This window comes from Nocardia speluncae NBRC 108251, assembly GCF_001613245.1.
GTDB lineage: Bacteria > Actinomycetota > Actinomycetes > Mycobacteriales > Mycobacteriaceae > Nocardia > Nocardia speluncae.
In genome coordinates this window covers 1-19,942 of the sequence record NZ_BDBZ01000029.1, presented here as the reverse complement: position 1 = coordinate 19,942, position 19,942 = coordinate 1, and the positions used below count along the sequence as shown (strand labels likewise).

General features: G+C 66.6%; 13 protein-coding genes and 1 tRNA gene. 9 read left to right on the top strand and 5 right to left on the bottom strand.

The annotated features are described in order from the left end of the window. Positions 1-89 precede the first annotated feature (89 nt). The gene (locus NS6_RS35360; protein ID WP_068044940.1) at positions 90-620 is read left to right on the top strand and encodes a hypothetical protein; all 531 of its coding nucleotides are present in this window, start codon (positions 90-92) and stop codon (positions 618-620) included. A gap of 239 nt (positions 621-859) precedes the next feature. Beyond that, on the top strand, positions 860-1,474 hold the full coding sequence (locus tag NS6_RS22560; RefSeq protein ID WP_068044938.1) for a histidine phosphatase family protein: 615 nt from the start codon (positions 860-862) through the stop codon (positions 1,472-1,474). Here the strand turns inward: NS6_RS22560 and NS6_RS22555 are convergent, their stop codons facing one another. The 3 genes from NS6_RS22555 to gltB form a co-directional block, all read right to left on the bottom strand. Next, complete coding sequence (locus NS6_RS22555) at positions 1,475-2,374, bottom strand: cutinase family protein (RefSeq protein ID WP_068044936.1); 900 nt, start codon at positions 2,372-2,374, stop codon at positions 1,475-1,477. A gap of 286 nt (positions 2,375-2,660) precedes the next feature. Further along, positions 2,661-4,130, bottom strand: a complete 1,470-nt coding sequence (locus NS6_RS22550) for a glutamate synthase subunit beta (RefSeq protein WP_068044934.1) — start codon at positions 4,128-4,130, stop codon at positions 2,661-2,663. Then, positions 4,123-8,775 carry a glutamate synthase large subunit gene (gltB, locus tag NS6_RS22545; protein ID WP_068044932.1) on the bottom strand — a complete coding sequence of 1,551 codons (4,653 nt, stop codon included), beginning with the start codon at positions 8,773-8,775 and terminating at the stop codon, positions 4,123-4,125. The genes NS6_RS22550 and gltB overlap by 8 nt, the downstream gene beginning before the upstream one ends. 949 nt (positions 8,776-9,724) lie before the next feature. On the opposite strand from gltB, the gene NS6_RS22540 reads away from it, so the two are divergent. The 5 genes from NS6_RS22540 to NS6_RS22515 all read left to right on the top strand — a co-directional run bounded on the left by NS6_RS22540 (position 9,725) and on the right by NS6_RS22515 (position 16,075). Continuing rightward, the gene (locus NS6_RS22540) at positions 9,725-11,383 is read left to right on the top strand and encodes a DUF4407 domain-containing protein (protein ID WP_068044930.1); all 1,659 of its coding nucleotides are present in this window, start codon (positions 9,725-9,727) and stop codon (positions 11,381-11,383) included. A gap of 456 nt (positions 11,384-11,839) precedes the next feature. Continuing rightward, complete coding sequence (locus NS6_RS22530; RefSeq protein WP_157112893.1) at positions 11,840-12,751, top strand: hypothetical protein; 912 nt, start codon at positions 11,840-11,842, stop codon at positions 12,749-12,751. After that, complete coding sequence (locus NS6_RS22525; protein WP_068044926.1) at positions 12,748-13,776, top strand: DUF4129 domain-containing protein; 1,029 nt, start codon at positions 12,748-12,750, stop codon at positions 13,774-13,776. Before NS6_RS22530 ends, NS6_RS22525 begins: the two co-directional genes overlap by 4 nt. Continuing rightward, positions 13,773-14,777, top strand: coding sequence for an AAA family ATPase (locus tag NS6_RS22520; protein WP_068044920.1), 1,005 nt, complete (start codon positions 13,773-13,775; stop codon positions 14,775-14,777). Before NS6_RS22525 ends, NS6_RS22520 begins: the two co-directional genes overlap by 4 nt. 2 nt (positions 14,778-14,779) lie before the next feature. Next, positions 14,780-16,075: a DUF58 domain-containing protein gene (locus NS6_RS22515; RefSeq protein ID WP_068044918.1), complete on the top strand. Its 1,296-nt coding sequence runs from the start codon at positions 14,780-14,782 to the stop codon at positions 16,073-16,075. A gap of 37 nt (positions 16,076-16,112) precedes the next feature. Here the strand turns inward: NS6_RS22515 and NS6_RS22510 are convergent, their stop codons facing one another. Next, positions 16,113-16,916, bottom strand: coding sequence for an RDD family protein (locus NS6_RS22510; RefSeq protein WP_068044916.1), 804 nt, complete (start codon positions 16,914-16,916; stop codon positions 16,113-16,115). Positions 16,917-17,016: 100 nt separating this feature from the next. Here NS6_RS22510 and NS6_RS22505 point away from each other — a divergent pair, with 100 nt between their 5' ends. Then, positions 17,017-17,997, top strand: coding sequence for a stage II sporulation protein M (locus NS6_RS22505; RefSeq protein ID WP_068044912.1), 981 nt, complete (start codon positions 17,017-17,019; stop codon positions 17,995-17,997). Positions 17,998-18,912: 915 nt separating this feature from the next. On the opposite strand, the gene NS6_RS22500 is transcribed toward NS6_RS22505, so the two are convergent. Then, positions 18,913-18,995 (bottom strand) — tRNA-Leu (locus tag NS6_RS22500). Positions 18,996-19,244: 249 nt separating this feature from the next. Between NS6_RS22500 and NS6_RS22495 the strand changes: the two genes are divergently transcribed. Continuing rightward, positions 19,245-19,942: DUF3662 domain-containing protein (locus NS6_RS22495; RefSeq protein WP_245669464.1), on the top strand; the 698-nt coding region annotated here is incomplete at its 3' end.

Genomic DNA, 19,942 nt, shown 5'->3' with positions numbered 1-19,942 from the left:
GGTTTCCCGGCCACGTAGCGGGGAAGTACCGTGTAGCGACCCGGCCCCAGGAGGAGGGGCCGGACATCATTTCGAACGGGGTTTTAACCTTGAGTTATCTGGATCTGCTCTCCCATGCGAGCCAAGTGGACTACTCCGCCTGGGCCGATACCGATGTACTGGCCTCTGCGGTCGACTTGGAGGCACGCCGTAAGAGCAAGGGCAAGGGTGGTGGGGGCGGTTTGATCTTCGGGCTCATCTGCCTGCTGGTCATCGTGGCCATCGTCGTCGCGGTCGTCGTGATGATGCGGAAGAAGAACTCCGGCGGTTCGCAGGGCGGCCAGTTCCCGGGACAGTCTCCCCAGGGCGGATACCCGTCACAAGGCGGCGGTTATCCCCAGCAGGGCGGATATCCACAGCAAGGCGGCTACCCCCAGCAAGGCGAATATCCACAACAGGGCGGATATCCACAGCAGGGCGGCTACCCCCAGCAAGGCGGATATCCACAACAGGGCGGATATCCACAACAGGGATACCCACAGCAGGGCGGCTACCCACAACAAGGTGGTTACCCGTCGGGCCCGGACAACCCGAACCCGCCCCAGAACGGCCCGCAGCAATACCCGCCGGCCGGTCACTGACCACCGGATACTTCCGCAACGGCCTGGTTCGCCACACGGCGGACCAGGCCGTTGCCGTCCATCGGCGAGAACAGGGTGCGCCCGGACGCAGGTCGGCGGCAGGACACTTCCCGTGGCGACGGCAGTGTCCCGAACCGGCAGTGCCTGCCCTCCGGCTCGCACAATGACGGTCCGGGGGTCGGAGGCCGTCCCGGCAGTTCGGTTGGTCAGCCGCTGCGGCGATACGGCAGAGTGGACCCGTGCAGTTGATACTTGTTCGCCATGCCCAGCCGCTCCGGGTCGACAATGCGGGAGAAGCCGCCGATCCGGGTTTGGCCCCGATCGGTGTGGAGCAGGCCGAACGGGTGCCGGCAGCGCTGGACCACCACCGGATCGTCCGGGTGATCAGTAGTCCGCAGCGGCGAGCCCGGGAGACAACGGCACCGACGGCCGCGAAACTCGGACTCGACGTGGAGATCGTGGACGGGCTGGCCGAATACGACCGCGAACTACCGACCTATATCCCGATCGAAGACGCGAAAACGGAACTCCGCGACACCTACGACCGGATCAAGGAAGGTCATCTGCCGCTCCAGATCGACGCCGAAGCATTCCGGCACCGGGTACGCGATGCGATCACCGATATCGCGGCCACGACGGCAGCGGCCGATACCGTGGTGATATTCGCCCACGGCGGGGTCATCAACGTGACCCTCCAGGACATCCTGGGTCTGGCCCGGCCGTTGACTTTTCCCATCGACTACTGCTCGATCACCCGGATCTTGTTCTCGCGCACCGGGCGCCGCAGCGCGGCGACGGTGAACGAGAACGGCCACGTCTGGGAATTACTCCCCCGCAATATCTCGAACGGCTGATCAGGCCATATCCGCAATCCAGTTGTGCATCCAGGTCAGTGCGGTCTGGCCGCCGCCCACGCGATAGCTGCCGTAGGCGTGATGTGATTCGGAACGGTAGAACGATTCGAGTTCTTTGAACCGCTGCTCGTTGGCGCCTTCGGAAAGCTGTGCCTGCAGTGTGGGCACACCGCCGTACTTCATCACATCGTTGACGATCGCCGCCGCCTCGAGCTGGTAGCGCCAGAGGTTGGCGGGATTGGCGTCGGAGCTCTGCGCCAGGAAGCCGGCGAAGCGGGTGACGAAATCGTCCTGCGCGGTAGCGCAGTAGAGATCGTTGGGAATGCATACGGTGCGGGTGCGATCGCTGAGCCAGCCGAAGCCGCCGACCCGCGGCCCGGCCGCGCCCGCGCCGGGAGCATGCGAGCCGACCTGGATATCGGCGGCGGCCCGGCGCGGATCCGAGATCAGCCCGACGCCGGAAATCCGTTCCGGCCGGATCGGGCCGAGTCCGGTACCGATCTCGGCCGCGAGATCACCTGCGGCGTGCGCACCTTGGCTATAGCCGACCAGGGCGACATCGGTGTTTCCGCAACGTGCGGTCATATCGGCGATCAGACCGCGCGCATTGTCGACGGCCTCGTTCTTGGACCGGCCGTAAACATCGCCCTCCCAGGGGAAGGCGGTGGCCGCGTAGCTGACGTAATCGACCTTCGCGGAGCGCGGTAGCCCGTCGGTCACATCGGCCAGCATGCCCGGCCCCGGGGACTTTTCGTGCCCGGTTTCCCATGTCCCCGGGATCGCCACCACATAAAGGCTGGGGCAATTGGGCGCGGCCGCTGCCGTCGCTCCTGCCGCTACCAGCCCGGATGCGACAGCCGCACACGCGCCCAGCGCTGCGGCAACCCTCTTGAACTGCATACTGCTCCAGTCACCCTGGCCCCGATCATGGGGCTCTCCCGATTCCGCCGTCGCGAGGTGCCGAACCGGCCGACGGCAGCCGATACGTAACAGGTGAACGAATACGCGTCACGAGTGCACGATCGGATCACGATCAGGCGCCGGATCACACCGGAGATAACAATAGAGCCACACCAGACCGACCGCCAGCCGAACCCGCCGGAGATCACAAACTCGGCCCCGGAAAGACGGCGGCGCGGTACCTCCGGATCGGAGGTACCGCGCCGCTGGAGGTTCGGTGCCTAACTCAACGCTGCGCGACCGCGGTCGGCGGGATGGGCGCAGGCAGGGCGGTTTCGCCCTCCAGGTACTCGTCCACTGCCGAAGCCGCCGCGCGCCCTTCGGCGATCGCCCACACAATCAACGACTGGCCGCGGCCCATATCGCCGGCGACGAAGACACCGGGGATATTGGTGGCCCATGTCTTGTCCCGTTGGACATTGCCGCGCTGGTCGTAACCGACGCCGAGATCGGTGAGCAGACCCGGCTTGTCCGGCCCGACGAAACCCATGGCCAGCAGGACGAGATCGGCCTCGAGGGTGAAATCGGTGCCCTCGACCTTCTCGAACCGGCCGCTGACCATCTTGACCTCATGTGCCTCGAGCCCGGTCACCTTGCCGTCGGAACCGACGAAACGTTCGGTGTTCACCGAGAACATCCGCTCGCCGCCCTCTTCGTGCGCCGAGGAAACCCGGTACATGAGCGGGTAGGTCGGCCACGGGGTGGAGCCTGCGCGTTCGGCCGGCGGCCGCGGCATGATCTCGAACTGGTACACGTCGGCCGCGCCCTGGCGGTGCGAGGTGCCCAGGCAGTCGGCGCCGGTGTCACCGCCACCGATGATGACGACCTTCTTGCCGTGCGCGTGGATCGGCGGCAGACCCTTCTCGTCGGTCACCGGATCACCCTGCTGGACTCGGTTGGCCCAGGGCAGGAACTCCATCGCCTGGTGGATACCGTCCAGCTCGCGGCCCGGAATGGGCAGATCGCGGGCCTGGGTGGCGCCCCCGGCGAGGACCACCGCGTCGTACCGCTCGCGCAGTTCGTCGGCGGTGATATCGACACCTACGTTCACTCCGGCCTTGAAGATGGTGCCCTCGGCCTCCATCTGCGCCAGCCGGCGGTCGATGAAACGCTTCTCCATCTTGAATTCCGGGATGCCGTACCGCATCAGACCGCCGATACGGTCGGCCCGCTCGAATACGGTCACGGTGTGCCCGGCGCGGGTGAGCTGCTGCGCGGCGGCCAGACCCGCGGGCCCGGATCCGACCACGGCGACCTTCTTACCGGTGAGCCGGGTCGGGTACACCGGAGCGACCCAGCCCTCGTCGAAGGCGTTCTCGATGAGTTCGACCTCGACCTGCTTGATGGTCACCGGATCCTGGTTTATACCGAGCACGCAGGATGCTTCGCACGGAGCCGGGCACAGCCGCCCGGTGAATTCCGGGAAGTTGTTGGTCGCGTGCAGCCGGTCGATACCCTCGCGCCAGCGGTCGGAATAGACCAGGTCGTTCCACTCGGGAATGAGATTGCCCAGAGGGCAGCCGTTGTGGCAGAAGGGAATACCGCAGTCCATACAACGACTCGCCTGCCGCTGCAGGGTTTCGTGCGGAAAGCCCTCCTGGTAGACCTCTTTCCAGTCCATCAGGCGCAACGGCACCGGACGGCGCTCGGGCAGCTCCCGCGAGGTGTGCTTCAGAAAACCTTGGGTGTCAGCCACGAGCGGCCTCCATAATCGCAGCGTCGACGTCTTTACCGCTCTTCTCGGCCTCGGAGATGGCGAGCAGCACCTTCTTGTACTCGCGCGGCATGACCTTCACAAAGTGGTTCACCTGCTGCGACCAGTCGCCCAGGATCCGTTCGGCCACAGCGGAACCGGTCTGTTCCCGGTGCCGGCCGATAATATCGCGCAGCCAGGTGAAATCGTCTCCGGACAGCGCCTCGACGGCGTCGGCCTGTTCCGGATTGACCCGGCCGCTGAACGTGTTGTCGGGGTCGTAGACGAACGCGAGACCGCCGGACATACCGGCGCCGAAGTTGCGTCCGGTATCGCCGAGGATGACGACTCGCCCACCGGTCATGTACTCGCAGGCGTGATCGCCCACACCCTCGACCACCGCGGTGGCACCGGAGTTGCGTACGGCAAACCGTTCACCCACTACACCGTTGATGAACGCCTGGCCGCTGGTCGCACCGAACAGGATCACGTTGCCCGCGATGATGTTCTCCTCGGCGACGAACTCTGCCGGGGCGTTGGGGGCAGGACGCACCACCAGGTGGCCACCCGAAAGCCCCTTACCGACATAGTCGTTCGCGTCGCCCTGCACCCGCAGGGTGATACCTGCCGGGACGAAGGCACCGAAACTGTTACCCGCCGAACCGGTGAGCGTGATGTCGATGGTGTCGTCGGGCAGGCCGGCGCCGCCGTAGAGCTTGGTCACCTCGTGGCCGAGCATGGTGCCGACGGTCCGGTTCACGTTCGTGATCTTGGTGTCGATCCTGACCGGTTTACCGAACTCCAGTGCGTCGCGGCTCTGCGCGATCAGCTCGTTGTCCAGCGCCTTGTCCAGGCCGTGGTCCTGTTCCTTGGTCCGGCGCCGATCCTGGAACATGAACGCCGTCTCGACATCGTCGAGGATCGGCGACAGATCCAGCTTGCTGGCCTTCCAATGCTGCTTGGCCTTGGTGGTGTCGAGCAGATCGACCCGGCCGACGGCCTCGTCCAGGCTGCGGAAACCGAGTTCGGCCAGCAGCTCCCGGACTTCCTCGGCGATGAACATGAAAAAGTTCTCGACGAACTCCGGCTTACCGGTGAACCGGTCACGCAGCACCGGGTTCTGGGTGGCTACACCCACCGGGCAGGTGTCGAGATGGCAGACCCGCATCATGATGCAGCCGGAGACCACCAGCGGCGCGGTCGCGAAACCGTACTCCTCGGCACCGAGCAGCGCGGCGACCACGACATCACGGCCGGTCTTCATCTGTCCGTCGACCTGCACCACGATCCGGTCGCGCAGACCGTTGAGCAGCAGCGTCTGCTGCGTTTCGGCCAGACCGAGCTCCCACGGCCCACCCGCGTGCTTGAGCGAGGTGAGCGGCGAAGCACCGGTGCCGCCGTCGTGACCGGAGATCAGCACCACATCGGCGTGCGCCTTGGACACGCCCGCCGCGACGGTGCCGACACCGGGCTCGGCGACAAGTTTCACGTGAATCCGCGCCTGCGGGTTCGCGTTCTTCAGGTCGTGGATGAGCTGTGCCAGATCCTCGATCGAATAGATGTCGTGATGCGGTGGCGGCGAGATCAGACCCACGCCCGGCGTCGAATGCCGAACCTCGGCGACCCACGGATACACCTTGTGCGCGGGCAGCTGACCGCCCTCGCCCGGCTTGGCGCCCTGGGCCATCTTGATCTGGATATCGGTGCAGTTGGTCAGGTAGTGCGCGGTGACACCGAACCGGCCCGAGGCAACCTGCTTGATCGCGCTGCGCCGCCAGTCGCCGTTCTCCTCCGGCTCGAACCGGGCCGGCGATTCGCCGCCCTCACCGGAGTTGGACCGGCCACCCAGCCGATTCATCGCGATCGCCAGGGTTTCGTGCGCCTCGGCCGAGATCGAGCCGTAGCTCATCGCACCGGTGGAGAAACGCTTGACGATCTCGGAAGCGGGCTCGACCTCCTCGATCGAAATCGGGGACCGCGCACCCTTCTTGAACTTGATCAGGCCGCGCAGTGAGGCCAGCCGCTCGGACTGGTCGTCGACCAGCTTGGTGTACTCCTTGAAGATCGAGTACTGCCCGCTGCGGGTGGCATGTTGCAGCTTGAACACCGTATCCGGGTTGAACAGGTGGTATTCGCCCTCACGCCGCCACTGGTACTCGCCGCCCACCTCGAGCTCGCGATGCGCGCGCTCGTTCCGGTTCTCCAGGAACGCGACCGAATGCCTGGTTGCTACATCGGTGGCGATCTCGTCCAGGCCGATACCACCCAGGTGCGAGCGCAGACCGGTGAAGAATTCGTCCACCAGGTCCTGTGACAGACCGATCACCTGGAACAGCTGCGCACCGTTGTAGGACGCGACCGTGGAGATGCCCATCTTGGACATCACCTTCAGCACACCCTTGCTCGCGGCCTTGTTGTAGTTCGCGACCGCCTTGCGATAATCGGTCGCCGGATCGCCGGTGCTGCCGGGAACGCTCAGTGCGCTCCGCTCGAGCATGTCCTCGATCGATTCGAAGGCCATGTACGGGTTGATCGCGGCGGCACCGAAACCGACGAGCGTGGCCATATGGTGTACCTCGCGGGCGTCACCGGCCTCGACTACCAGGCCGACCATGGTGCGGGTACGTTCCCGGACCAGGTGGTGATGCACCGATGCGGTGAGCAGCAGCGACGGAATGGGCGCGAGCTTCTCGTTGGATTCGCGGTCCGACAGCACGATGATGCGGGCACCGCCGTCGATCGCGGCCGAGACCTGGGTGTTGATGGCGTCGAGTGCGCGGCGCAGGCCGTCCCCGCCGGCCGCGACCTCGTAGAGGCCGCGCACCACAACCGACCGCAGGCCGGGATGGCTGCCGTCGTCGTTGATATGGACCAGCTTCGACAGTTCGTCGTTATCGATGATCGGCTGCTGGATCGCGATCTGCCGGCAGGATTCCGGGCTCGGGTGCAGCAGATCGGCCTCCGGGCCGATATGGCGGCGCAGGCTGGTGACGACCTCTTCCCGGATGGCGTCCAGCGGCGGGTTGGTGACCTGCGCGAACTGTTGGGAGAAGTAGTCGAACAGCAACCGGGGCCGCGCCGAGAGCACAGCGATCGGGGTGTCGGTGCCCATCGAGCCCAGCGCCTCGGCACCCGTTTTGGCCATCGGCGAGATGAGCAGGTTCAGTTCCTCGGTGGTGTACCCGAAGATCTGCTGCCGGATGAGCACCCGGTCGTGCGACATGTGCACATGCGGGCGGTCGGGCAGATCGGAGAGGTGCTTGATCCCGGCATCGAGCCATTCCCGGTAAGGATGCTCGGCGGCCAGCTGCGCCTTGATCTCCTCATCGTCGACGATCCGGCCCTGCGCGGTGTCCACCAGGAACATCCGCCCCGGCTGCAGGCGAATCTTGCGCACGACCTTGGACTGATCGATATCCAGCACACCGACCTCGGAGGCCATGACCACCAGGCCGTCCTCGGTAACCCAGATCCGGCTCGGCCGCAGGCCGTTACGGTCCAGCACGGCGCCGATGACGGTGCCGTCGGTGAAGCACACCGAGGCGGGGCCGTCCCACGGCTCCATGAGCATGGAGTGGTACTCGTAGAACGCCCGGCGCTGCGGATCCATGTTCTCGTTGCGTTCCCAGGCCTCGGGAATCATCATCAGCACCGCATGCGGCAGGCTGCGGCCGCCGAGGTGCAGCAGTTCGAGGACCTCGTCGAATCGCGCGGTATCGCTGGCGCCCGGAGTACAGACCGGGAAGATCCTCTCCAGCCGGTTCTTACCGGCCGAATCCTTGCCGAAGACATCCGAACGCAGCAGCGCCTCGCGTGCCCGCATCCAGTTCTCGTTGCCGGCGACGGTATTGATCTCGCCGTTGTGCGCGACCCGGCGGAACGGATGGGCCAGCGGCCACGACGGGAAAGTATTGGTGGAGAACCGGGAGTGCACGATGCCCAAGGCGCTTTCCACCCGGTCGTCCTGCAGGTCCAGGTAGAACGCACGCAGCTGCGGCGTGGTGAACATGCCCTTGTAGACGAAGGTCTGCCCGGACAGGCTCGGGAAGTACACCGATTCTTTACCGACCGCGCCCTCGCCCGCGCCGGCCTTGCCCAGTTCGTGCTCCACCCGCTTGCGGATGACATAAGCACGCCGCTCCAGGTCCATCCCGGTCAGCTGCTGTTCAGCACCCGTGGGCGAGCCGATGAAGAGCTGGCGGAACAGCGGCATGGCATCACGTGAGAGCGCACCGAGCGACGATTCGTCGATCGGTACCTCGCGCCAGCCGAGGACCGCCAGGCCTTCTTCCTTGACGATCTTCTCGACGCCGTAGGAAGCCCGTGCCGCCTCGCGCCGGGCCTGCGGCAAGAAGGCGATACCGGTGGCATATGAGCCCTCCGGCGGCAGCTCGAAATCGACGACTGCACGGAAGAAGCGGTCGGGAACCTGGATAAGGATGCCCGCGCCGTCGCCGGAGTTCGGCTCGGCGCCCGCGGCGCCGCGGTGCTCGAGGTTCAACAGGGCCGTGATGGCCTTGTCGACGATGTCACGGCTGCGGCGGCCGTGCATATCACCGACGAACGCGACACCACATGCGTCGTGCTCGTGCGCCGGGTCATAGAGCCCGATGGGTCCGGGGGACCTGTGGCCAGGTAGTTGCGTCATGCCTCTGCCTTCGAGAAAGTCGACCTCGACGTGGTGCGGCCTGGAGAGAACGCCTTGTCGAACGCCGGTACTGTCGAACGCTGCCTGATAGGACTGCGTTCGTACGTTGGCCGACACCAGCCGCGCTGATGGTGTTCGGCGTGCAGTCACGTCTGAAGTTGTTTCCACCTGCGGTTCTGCGCCGGTGCCCGCCGGTAACGAAGCGCTTACGCGCTCGGAACCCGGATACGGGTTTCGCCCGCTGGGCCGGCCTTGCCGATAGGTTGCCCGAACGTGCTTTCGGCCGGACATCGGTATGTGCGGCGTAAGAGCAAACGATAAGCCAGGCCCGGAAGCCAACCAACCAAGGTTGCCCTAATAAAATGGGCTGTTAGGCCTTGAGCTGGGCTTCTTCATTCATTCCTCCACATATGCGCGTTTTCTAGTGTAAAGCAGCGTTCCGGCTGAAATCGATTCCGGATCGACCCTCCGAACAGCGGCGATCCACTCGCCCGGCTCATTTCCCGATGCCCCGTCGCATCCGCCGAACCCACGCTCACCTGCATCGAAGATGAATTCCCGGCAGCAGCCGTCGGCAAACCCACCCGCGCGCGGCTAACTGTCACGCTCCGCGATGAGATGTTCGTGACAGCGTCGTGACAAGCACAGAACATGATCCGACCGTCCGGACTGTTTTACGTTTTCCATGGTTCAGCACACAGGCAGCAAATGCCGATTTCAGTGGTTTACGCCACATCCACGGGCGGTGAACCGACTCTTTCTCGTTGCGGGAAACCAGAATTCGGCCGGCCCACAACTGCGCCCGGCACCGGACGACATGCCTCGGCACGACATGCTCACCGACACCTGTGAAGATGACCACACCAGCGTGCGAGGGCTCGATCGAGCGCCGTACCGCCTGTCACGCTGAGACAACGAATCGATGACGGCTGCAGAGGTTATGGGTCCCATGAGCGTCACCGGCATGTTCATCTGGCTCGGCGGCGGACAGCCCACCGAGACCACCGACGGATATGAGCGCACCGGCTATATCGTCACCGGTACGGGCGTGGCGCTGTTCGCCCTGGTCGCCGCGGGAACAACCGGGGTAGCTCTGGCATCCGGCGGATGGCCGGCGAGCGCGGTGCTGCCCACGGCATTGATCACCGGGCTGCTCATCGGTCTGGTGGGCCGCGCCCTGGCCGGTGCCCAGCCCGCCGCCCGGCTGGACCGGCCCGCGGGCACGACCGATGTCGCGGCGGTGGCGACCCGCCTCGCAGTGACCGCGCTGACCGGCCTGGTGGTGGCCGAACTGGCCACCACCGTGTTGTTCGACGGCTCGATCGATCGGATCCTCGACGAACATGCGGTGGCCGCGGCCGCCATAACTCCGGCGGTACGCACCGCCCAGGACGAACTGGACCGCGCGGTCACCGACCGCACCGCTCTGGACCGCGATATCGCCGAAGCCTCGGCCGATCTCGACAACGCGCTCATCGTCGCCAGATGTGAGTTCAATCCTGGTCCGGGCTGCCCGCAGACCAAGATCACCGGTGTGCCGGGCCGGGGCCCGGAGGCGCATACCGCCAACGACATGCTCGACGACGCGCGCACCGCATTGTCGGCCGCGCAGAGCCGCGTCGCCCTGCTGGACGCGAACACGGACAGCGCACGGACGGCGCTCGACGACGCGCGAACAGCGGCCGTAGCCGAGGGCGACCGCGGTATCGGAGCCCGCTGGGCGGCCGTGCACGAGCACACCACCGACCGGACCGGCGCATTCCTTTTGCGACTGCTCATCTGGGCGGTCTTCATCCTGCTGGCCGCCCTCCCACTGATACTGCGCCGGTGGCGCGGCGAAACCATGCAGGAGCGCCGCCGCGCCGCCGCGGCGGTACGCGACCGCGCCGAACGCGCCGCCGACGCGGCGATCGCGGAGAAAGAGGCCGAAGTCCGTGCCGAAACGGCTGCTGTGAAGGCCGACCGGCAGTTGGCCGCGGCCCGCCTGGAAGCCGAGGCCGATACCGCCATCGACCGCGAACGCCAGCGGACCCGGGTGATCGCCGCGCTCGGCGGGCTGGAGATCGGCGTCACCGAGCGCTCTCCTGTACCCGCCGAACTGCCGGCCGACCGGTTGGCGCTGCCTGCTCCGGCAGGATCCGGCTTGCCGGTACCGCCGGACAAGCGCCCCGCGCGACTGTCCCGCGGCCTGGAACTCCCGCTGGTCGGCACGGTTCCGTTCACCGATACGGCCGCCCGCTGGATAGGCCCGCTGGTACCGGGGTTCGTGAGCTCGGTGATCGAGGACGCCCTCGACACCGCGAGCCGACCCCTGCGGACTGCCCGCCACGTCTTCACCGAAGCTGAGGAGATCACCTTCACACTGCGCCGGACCCGCAACGTCACGATCGACGGCGTGGCCGAGAAAGCACCGGCCGGACGCGACCGGATACGTGCGGGCGCGTCACCGAGGAACACGGTGATGGATGCCGAACTGACCCTGGATCCCGAGGCGATCGTCTCGGCGACAACCCGGCTGGAGCCCGCGACCGGTACCGCATTGCCCGGACGGACAGCGGGAGAACTGCCGCAAGGACGTACCCCTCGGGAACTACCTCCCGGCAACTGAACGGCGCCGCCGTCATCGGCTCGTCCGGTATCGCGGTAGTGAAGGCGGCACGCAACCTGCGACCTCGTCGTCGAACGATTACCACGGTACTTCCGCCTTACCGGAGAGCCTCCGTGCGTATCCGGCGGCAGTCCACCGGAATACCCGCAGACCGAGGTGAAACCGACCGCATCCGGTTCGAAGACCTGCGTCCATCGGCCGCCGGCCTTTCGGGGATTGTGGATCAGGATCATCATGCGGTACCGGGCCCTGGGCGATATCGAATCTGTAGCCGAGTTCGCATTGCAGCACCCGGCCCGCGCAAACCGGACCGCGGCCGCGTACGGGGGCAGTCGCCCGGCATTACGGCTCCGCACGTTGCCTCGGCGGACGTCTCGAGACTGTGCCCGGCCCGGTACGCAAGTGCGGCCGGATCATCACCGGCCCGCTCCCGGCGCACCGGTTAGACTCGGCCGCGTGCAGCCTGCCGCCCCTACGGCCGGCTCCGTCGGGGCGGGAGTAGATCCGGAACGCCGAGCCCGGAAAGCGACGGTGCCGATCCGTCCGCTGAGTTTCCGGGAACTGCTCGATGAGCCGTTCGCACTGATGCAGGCCGATATCCGGGTAACCGCGGGGTGCGCCGCGCCGCTGCTGGTGGCCGGCGGGTCGGTGGTGGCCGCGTTCATCGGGCTCGTCTCCCACCTGACAGACGGATCCGACGACGGCACCGCGCTCGCGGCGGTGTGCGCCACGCTCGTCGTCGCCTGGGTCATCCGGATCGTGCTGCGCGGGGTCACCGTGGCCACGGGCCTCGCCCGCGTGGGAGGCGCTCCGATCGGGGCGCGGGCGGCCTGGTGGCAGACCGGGCAGCGGCTGAGGCCGCTGCTGCTGACCCAGTTGTCGTTCACCGCGATCGGACTGGCCGTGCTTGCGCCGAGCATGCTGTTGCTCCCGTTCGGTTTTCTCGGCATCGTCTGGTTCCTGCTCGCCTACCCGTTCTGCTGGTTCGGCCTGGCGTGGTTACGGGCGCGGCATCTGGTAGCGGCACCCGTTCTTTTCGCCGAGCAGTCCACGGCCCGTGCGGCACTCGCGCGCGCCGGGTTGCTCACCGGCACTCTGCGGATGCAGCGCACCGGTGTCTGGATCTGCCGGCAGCTGGTCTACTCGGTGCTGACGGCTCCTCTACTGGGGTTCGCGCTGTTCGTCAGCGATATCTCCGGTACCCATCGCTGGCCCTTCCTCGTCCTGCTCACCGGTACCGTGCTGCTGTTGGCGGCCTTCACCGAGATCGTGGAATCCAGTGCCCGGGTGGTCGGCTATCTCGATCTTCGTTGCCGCCGTGAGGGTATGGATATCCGGATTCCCGTCACAAGCAGAGGTCATCGATGACCGATCCACGTCGTGGGGTCCCGGACCGGCCGCATCTGGATACCGCGGAAACCCACCGCGAGGCCGCCGAACACGCCGCGGCACAGGGCGATTACGACACCGCACTACGCGAGCGATTCCGCGCGGTGCTGCGCGGACTGGAACAGCACGGCGTGCTCGAAGTGCGTCGTTCCCGCACCGTCCGAGAAACCTCCGAGGAGGCCACGGCGGCGCTACCGTCCGAGCTCTCCGGCGAAATCCCCCCGGCCGCCGGAGTCTTCGACGAGGTTGTCTACGGTGGCCGCCCCGCAGCGGCGGACGAATACCATCGATTGGCCGGGGCCGATCGGTTCTCCGCCGCGGCACCGCCACCGGCGGCCGATCCGGTGGAAGTCGAGGCTGTCGGGCGCGGGTCCCGGGCGCGGCAGGGCAGCCGGACGCTACCCGCGATGGTGCGCGACCCCCGCTCCTGGGCGACGCTGGCAGCGATGGCGGTCGTGCTGCTGGTGCTCTACGCGATACTGCAGGGCTGCAACGGCCCCAGCGCACCGGAAACCCCGCCGATCGACCCACCGCCGGTCGTCCCACCGGACGACTACGATCCCGACCTCCCCCGCCCGACCGGTGACGACTCCGTCTTCACCGGCTCCTCTGCCTGGCTGGTCTTCGGCATCCTGCAATTCCTGATCGCCGGCGCAGTACTCGTGTGGTGGCGAGCGCGCCGCCGCGGCGCGGTGGTTGCCGAACCCCGTCCGGTGGATGTGGCCGCCGGCGAACTACTGTCCGGACAGGCCGGCCTGTACCGCCGCTCCGGCGACCACGCGCATATCGCGAGCGTCCTGCAGGCTGCCACACTGCGCCGCCTGCGCCGCGCCCTCGGCGTCGACGCCGGTATATCCCCGGACGCCATGGTGGCCGCGGTGGCCACCAGGATAGGGGCCACCCCGGACACTGTCGGCGCGGCGCTCTACGGACACGTACCGGATGCATCGAGCCTGGAACTCGTTGCCGCGCAACTCGAATGGATCGAAGCGGAGGTCGGATGACCAGCATTGACACCAGTAAGGCAGGCCCCGGCGGCCCGGCGGCGCCCACCGCCGATGCGGCCGCGGGCGCGTTCGCCGCACTGCGCACCGAGATCGGGAAGGCGGTCGTGGGCAACGACAACGCGGTCATGTACCTCGTGCTCGCCCTGCTGTGCCGCGGCCACGTCCTGCTCGAGGGCGTGCCCGGTGTGGCGAAGACACTGCTGGTCCGGGCCCTGGCCACCGCCCTGGAACTCGAACACAGCCGAGTCCAGTTCACGCCCGACCTGATGCCCGGCGATGTCACCGGCTCACAGATCTACGACCCGCATTCGGCCGAGTTCACCTTCCGCGACGGTCCCGTCTTCACCAACCTGCTGCTGGCCGACGAAATCAACCGCACTCCCACGAAAACCCAGTCCGCGCTGCTGGAATCGATGGAAGAACGCCAGGTCTCGGTCGACGGACGACCCCGGCCCCTGCCCGACCCCTTCGTGGTGGTCGCCACGCAGAACCCGATCGAGCAGGAGGGCACCTACCCGCTACCCGAGGCGCAGCTGGACCGTTTCCTGTTCAAGGTGGATATCCACCTGCCCGAACGCGACGACGAATTCCGGGTCCTGCAGCGGCACGCCGACGGTTTCGACCCGCGCGATCTCGCTGCCGCAGGATTGCGCCCGGTGGCCGGTCCCGCGCATATCGCCGCGGCCCGTGCCGCGATCGCGGCAGTCGCGGTCCGTCCCGAAGTGCTCGCCTACATTGTCGACCTCTGCCGCGCCACCCGGACAGCGGCGGCGGTCGCACACGGCGCGTCCACCCGCGGCGCAACCTCACTCATGGCCGCCGCCAGAGCCTTGGCCTGGTTGAACGGGAGGGGTTTCGTCACCCCCGACGATGTGAAAACTGTCGCGGTGGCCGTGCTACGGCACCGGCTGCAGCTACGGCCCGAGGCCGAGATCGACGGGATCACCGGCGAGCAAGTGCTGGCCGGCCTGCTGCAATCCGTCCCGGTTCCGGTGTAGCCGTGGTCGTCACGGGCCGGTTGTTCGGTATCGCGGTCGCGGCGGCGGTATTCGTCATGACGGTGTCACCGTCGTGGTTCGGGGTCCTGTTGACGACCGCGCTACTTTGCGCACTGGCCACGACCGATCGTGCCCTCACCGCCGACGGCGCGGACGTGGCGCTGGAGCGGACAGAACTGACGGTGCTGCGCCTCGGGGCCGCGACCGAGATCGAGATCGTGGTAACCAATACCGGCTCCCGCGCGGTTCGTGGCCGGCTGTGGGACGACTGGCCCGACAGCGCCGGGGCCGCCGGCCGGGAACACCGGCTGAACCTCGAGCCCGGCCACCGCGTCCGCATGCGCACCACGCTCACGCCGACCCGTCGCGGTGATCGCGCCGCCGGTCCGGTCACCGTGCGCCTGTTCGGACCGCTGGGGCTGGCCGGTCACCAGTTCCAGCGGGTTGTACCGGCGCGGATCCGGGCGCTGCCACGGTTCCACAGCGAACGGTTGCTCGGCGGCAAGGTCAAACGCCTGCGACATCTGGAAGGCCGGAATCTGGCGGATCTCCGCGGCCCGGGCACCGAATTCGATTCGTTCCGCGAATACGTGCCGGGCGACGATGTTCGCGCCATCGACTGGCGGGCGACCGCGCGGGCCACCGACGTGCTGGTGCGGACCTGGCGCCCGGAACGCAACCGGCAGGTGCTGTTGCTGCTGGATACCGGCCGGATCAGCGCCGCCCGTGTGGGTGCCGGAACGCGCCTCGACAGCGCGATCGAAGCGGCCTTGCTGCTGGGGAGTCTGGCCGCCGCGGGCGGCGATATGGTGGGCCTGCTCGCCTACGATCGCGAGGTACGCGCCGAGGTACGGACCGGGGTCGGGCGCGGTGTGCAGCCGAAGCTCATGCACGCGCTGGCCGGAGTTACCCCGGCACTGGTCGATACCGATTCCGAGGCCCTGGTGCGGGCCGCGATCCGCCGAGCCCGCCGTCGCAGTCTCATCGTCTGGTTCACCGGCCTGGACAGCGCGGCGGTCACCGAGAATCTGCTTCCGTTGCTGCCGGTGCTGGCCGAACGCCACCGGGTGCTGATCGTCTCGGTCACCGATCCGGAGATCACCGCAGCGACCGCCGACCGCAGCGACCTGCGCGCGCTGTACCGCGCCGCGGCGGCCGAATCCCGGATCGCCGAGCAGGCGGTAGTTCAAGAATCGCTGCGCCGGATGGGTATTTCCGTGATAGCGGCAGCCGGCCCCGACCTACCGGGCGCGCTGGCGGACGAGTATCTGGAGCTCAAACAGTCCGCCGCCCTGTAATCCGAGCACACACGGGCCGTACCGCGGCGTCCCCGGCTCAGTAGGACCGCACGACCGAAATCGGCGCCGGGGCGTAGATCATCGGTGGCAGCGGCCCAGCGGGTAGTGAACGCCGCTGCCGCTCGGCGAGCACACTGCCGAGTATCTGTACGGGCGGATAGCCGCTCGGCACCGCGGCCCGAATCCGGGCACAGACCGCGGTAACCAGCGCCTGCCCGATCTCGTGCTGTGCGCCCGGGGTGAGCGAGTCGATGCGAGTCAGGTACTGACGTACGGCGAGCGCCAGATCTTCGGACAACCCGGTGAGATCGAGTCCGGCCGACCAGCCGGTGAGCCAGGCCGGTGGTATCGCCAGCGCCGGCAGGAACAGCTGCTGGCGAATATGCACGACCACCGTTCCCGCCAGGACATCGCCCACTCGGCGCGCGCCGGGTGAGCACATCGAACTCGCCACCGCGATCAAGCCGAAGAGACCGAGCATCCAGAAATCGACGATCGCGCCGGTCAGCCCGCGAGTGAGCGCATGGCGGAAATCCACGGGGCCACCGTCGGCGCGCACCACACGTAGCCCGAGAGCGAGTTTTCCCGGTGTCGCACCGCGCAGCGCAGTTTCCCAGAACACGGGATAGCCGACCAGCACGGTGACCAGCGAGACCAGAATCAGTGTGGCGAACCAGGGGCTGCTGTCATCCCCGCGCGTCACGAGCATCACCAGGGTGAGCAGCAAGACCCCGAGCACGATCTGCAGGATCAGGTCGAGCACGAATGCCGCGGCTCGGGTCGGGACACGGGCGACCGGCAGCTCGAGTGCCACCGCTTCCCCCGTCGTGAATTCAGCCATATCGCATAGCATTCTTTCACGGCACCGGGTCGAACCGGCTTCGCTGAAGGCGGGGGGTGCACCATCGGGGCGCAGCGGTAGAACGGCGGGAGGTAGGCCGATGGATGTGGACGCCTACAGCATGAGGCATCGCCGAGCCTGGGCCAGGCTGAACTACCTGGCCGGCCGGCGTGGTTTGACCGGCGCCGAGGCCGACGAACTGGTGCGGCTCTACCGGCAGACTTCCCAGCAGCTGGCGCGGTTGCAGACGCATAGTCCCGAACCGGAACTCGTCGCCGGATTGAGCGCCGTGCTGGCCCGGGCGCGCGGCAGAATCGTGGGGAGCTCGCCCGATACCTGGACCGAGATCCGGCGATTCTTCACTCATCGGTTTCCGGCCGCGGTCTACCGGGCCTGCGGCTGGTGGCTCGCCGTGGCCGTCGTGTTCCTCACCGTGGTTGCGGGCTTCACGACGTGGATCTCGGTCGACCCCTCGGCGCGCGGAACCCTTGGGCTGCAAGAGGACACCCGGGCACTCACCGAGCCCGGTGGGGCCTTCGAAACGTATTACACCGAACATCCGAACGACGCATTCGCCGCATTGGTCTGGTCCAACAATGCCTGGGTAGCCGCCCTGACACTGTTTCTCGGCGTCCTGATCCTGCCGGTGCTGTACCTGCTGTTCATGAACGCGCTGAATATCGGCGTAACGGCCGGCCTCATGGCGGATGCCGGCCGACTGGATTCGTTGTTCGGCTTCCTGCTACCCCACGGAATGCTGGAGTTGACAGCGATTTTCATCGCCGGTGGCGCCGGCCTGAAACTCGGCTGGACGCTCATCGATCCAGGGCGCGCGAGCCGGGCCGATGCGGTGGCCCGGCAGGGCCGCACCACCGCCACCATCGCCCTGGGCTTGGTACCGACACTGCTGGTAGCGGGACTGCTCGAAGGTTTCGTCACCCCCAGCACATTGCCCACACCCGTTCGGATCGCCTGCGGCCTGCTCGCCGAGATGCTGTTCCTCGGCTACATCTTCACTGCCGGACGAAGGGCGAGCACCGAATCCGAGACCGCCGCCCTCCAGCTCACCGGCGGTAGGTAACGGAACTACGAATAGACAACGCCGAGCACACAACGGCAGGCACCGCTTTGTGAGGTGACAGCAACGTGGACCCGATGATCAGTGCGAATTCCCCCATTTGAATTCCGCTGGCCGCAGCGAGTCGCCGCTCTAGCTGCGGCCAGCGTTACCGTCGACTCTACACAATCGTTATGCCTACGCAACCCATTGCGTAAGAGGTCACAGGTATAAGTCGGAGCCCAGCAAATCTACAGACAACCCCCATCGGACCCCGGTCCAGCTAACTTCTGGCAGCCTCGAACGGCCTTACAGCGGTGCTTTCATTTGCAAGTACATTTGGTTTTTACTGGTCACGGCCATATCCGTTACCGGGGTTACACCCAACCGGAAAGTGGCCCGCGACAACCACAGCAAGAACCGCCGTTAACTCGGCCGCCCCGTCGGCGACCAGGGCATTCGCGAAGGATTAACACAACCCCAGAACCGGCCTCCGAGACAAAAGAAACCCAAGGTCGGTTTATTCGCCCCAAACCTTCACCTGCCCCTGTATTTACCTGCAAGGTAGACCCGCGCATTGTTAACCAGCGTGGTTCCGGGACGTGAACTGAGTCACCGGACACTCCGAGTAAGGCAAGCCTCAGCAGTGACACCGCAACCGAAAATTGATTGTGTGACCTTGGTCTCATTTCGGCATACGGCATTCAGTCCGTCGGCGCGCCCGCGAATCAGCTCCACCCATGCGCGACTCGGCTATCCGGTACCAACAGAAGCCGCATCGCTATGGAACGGCCATACGAAGAGCATCCCCACGCCGAGTTCCCGGCTCCCCCTGAACACCCGAGCGGTTCGCCTACGGGCCCCGCCGCCCGAGTTCCGAGCCCGCATCCGGCATCAGAAACGAAAAAGGCCGTGGACTCTGCGATCCACGGCCTTCAGTGGGCGAAGGGGGACTTGAACCCCCACGTCCCGAAGGACACTGGCACCTGAAGCCAGCGCGTCTGCCATTCCGCCACTCGCCCGAGCGACGGAAAAGACACTAGCACGGAGATAACCACGGGGCGAAATCACGTGGTCACGGGCTTGCTGGACGGGTCGGCGACGTAGATTTCGAGGCCTGTTCACACGCGCGGGGAACTCCGTCACCATTACGGTAGTTACAGGTATAGCCGATCGTGGATATCATGCAGAGAACGTGCTCGTAGAACGACACGCCGGATTCGCGTGTCGTCGTAAAGAATGAGGAGAGACTCACCGAAGGGAGGGCCCGAATGGGGATCGTCTCGAGATTCGAGCGGCGCCTCCAGGGCGCCGTCGGTGACGTCTTCGCCCGTGTCTTCGGCGGGAATGTTGTTCCGCAGGAGGTCGAGGCCGCACTGCAGCGTGAGGCCGCCGATAGCGTCCAGGATCTGGGCAGTGGGCATCTGCTCGCACCCAACAGCTATGTGATCACGATCAACTCGTCGGACCACCGGCAATTCGATGCCGATCACGACCTCACGACCCGTGCATTCGCCAAACATCTGCAGGATTACATCCGTGAACAAGGATGGCAGACGTACGGCGAAGTACACGTTGTCTTCGAGGCATCCCCTACGCTGCACACCGGAATGTTCAGGACGAGCGGCCGCGTCGACCCCGACGCCGGCCGTGGAGCTGCCTCGGCTCACCGCCCGGAACCGCTACAACGACCCGCTAACCCGCAACCAGGAGCTGGCCCCATGACGCAGAACTCTGGCTACGACCCGAGCCGTGAGCACGCGGAGTCCGATCCACGCAATCGCGGGTACGCTCCCGGCCCCGCGGGACGCGGGCCGCAGAACGGCGCGTACCCCGAGGACTACGGTCCCGGCGCGCAGTACAACGGCGCCCCCGATTATCAGAACGGCTACGAGTACCAGCAAGGTGGCGCCGCCTACGACCAGCAGGGGTACGGCGGTCAGCAGGGTTACGACCAGGGCGGGTACGC

Coding starts and splice junctions, on each gene's coding strand:
- NS6_RS22555 (WP_068044936.1), bottom strand. CDS start 2,374: ATGCAGTTCAAGAGGGTTGCCGCAGCGCTGGGCGCGTGTGCGGCTGTC.
- gltB (WP_068044932.1), bottom strand. CDS start 8,775: ATGACGCAACTACCTGGCCACAGGTCCCCCGGACCCATCGGGCTCTAT.
- NS6_RS22540 (WP_068044930.1), top strand. CDS start 9,725: ATGAGCGTCACCGGCATGTTCATCTGGCTCGGCGGCGGACAGCCCACC.
- NS6_RS22525 (WP_068044926.1), top strand. CDS start 12,748: ATGACCGATCCACGTCGTGGGGTCCCGGACCGGCCGCATCTGGATACC.
- NS6_RS22520 (WP_068044920.1), top strand. CDS start 13,773: ATGACCAGCATTGACACCAGTAAGGCAGGCCCCGGCGGCCCGGCGGCG.
- NS6_RS22510 (WP_068044916.1), bottom strand. CDS start 16,916: ATGGCTGAATTCACGACGGGGGAAGCGGTGGCACTCGAGCTGCCGGTC.
- NS6_RS22505 (WP_068044912.1), top strand. CDS start 17,017: ATGGATGTGGACGCCTACAGCATGAGGCATCGCCGAGCCTGGGCCAGG.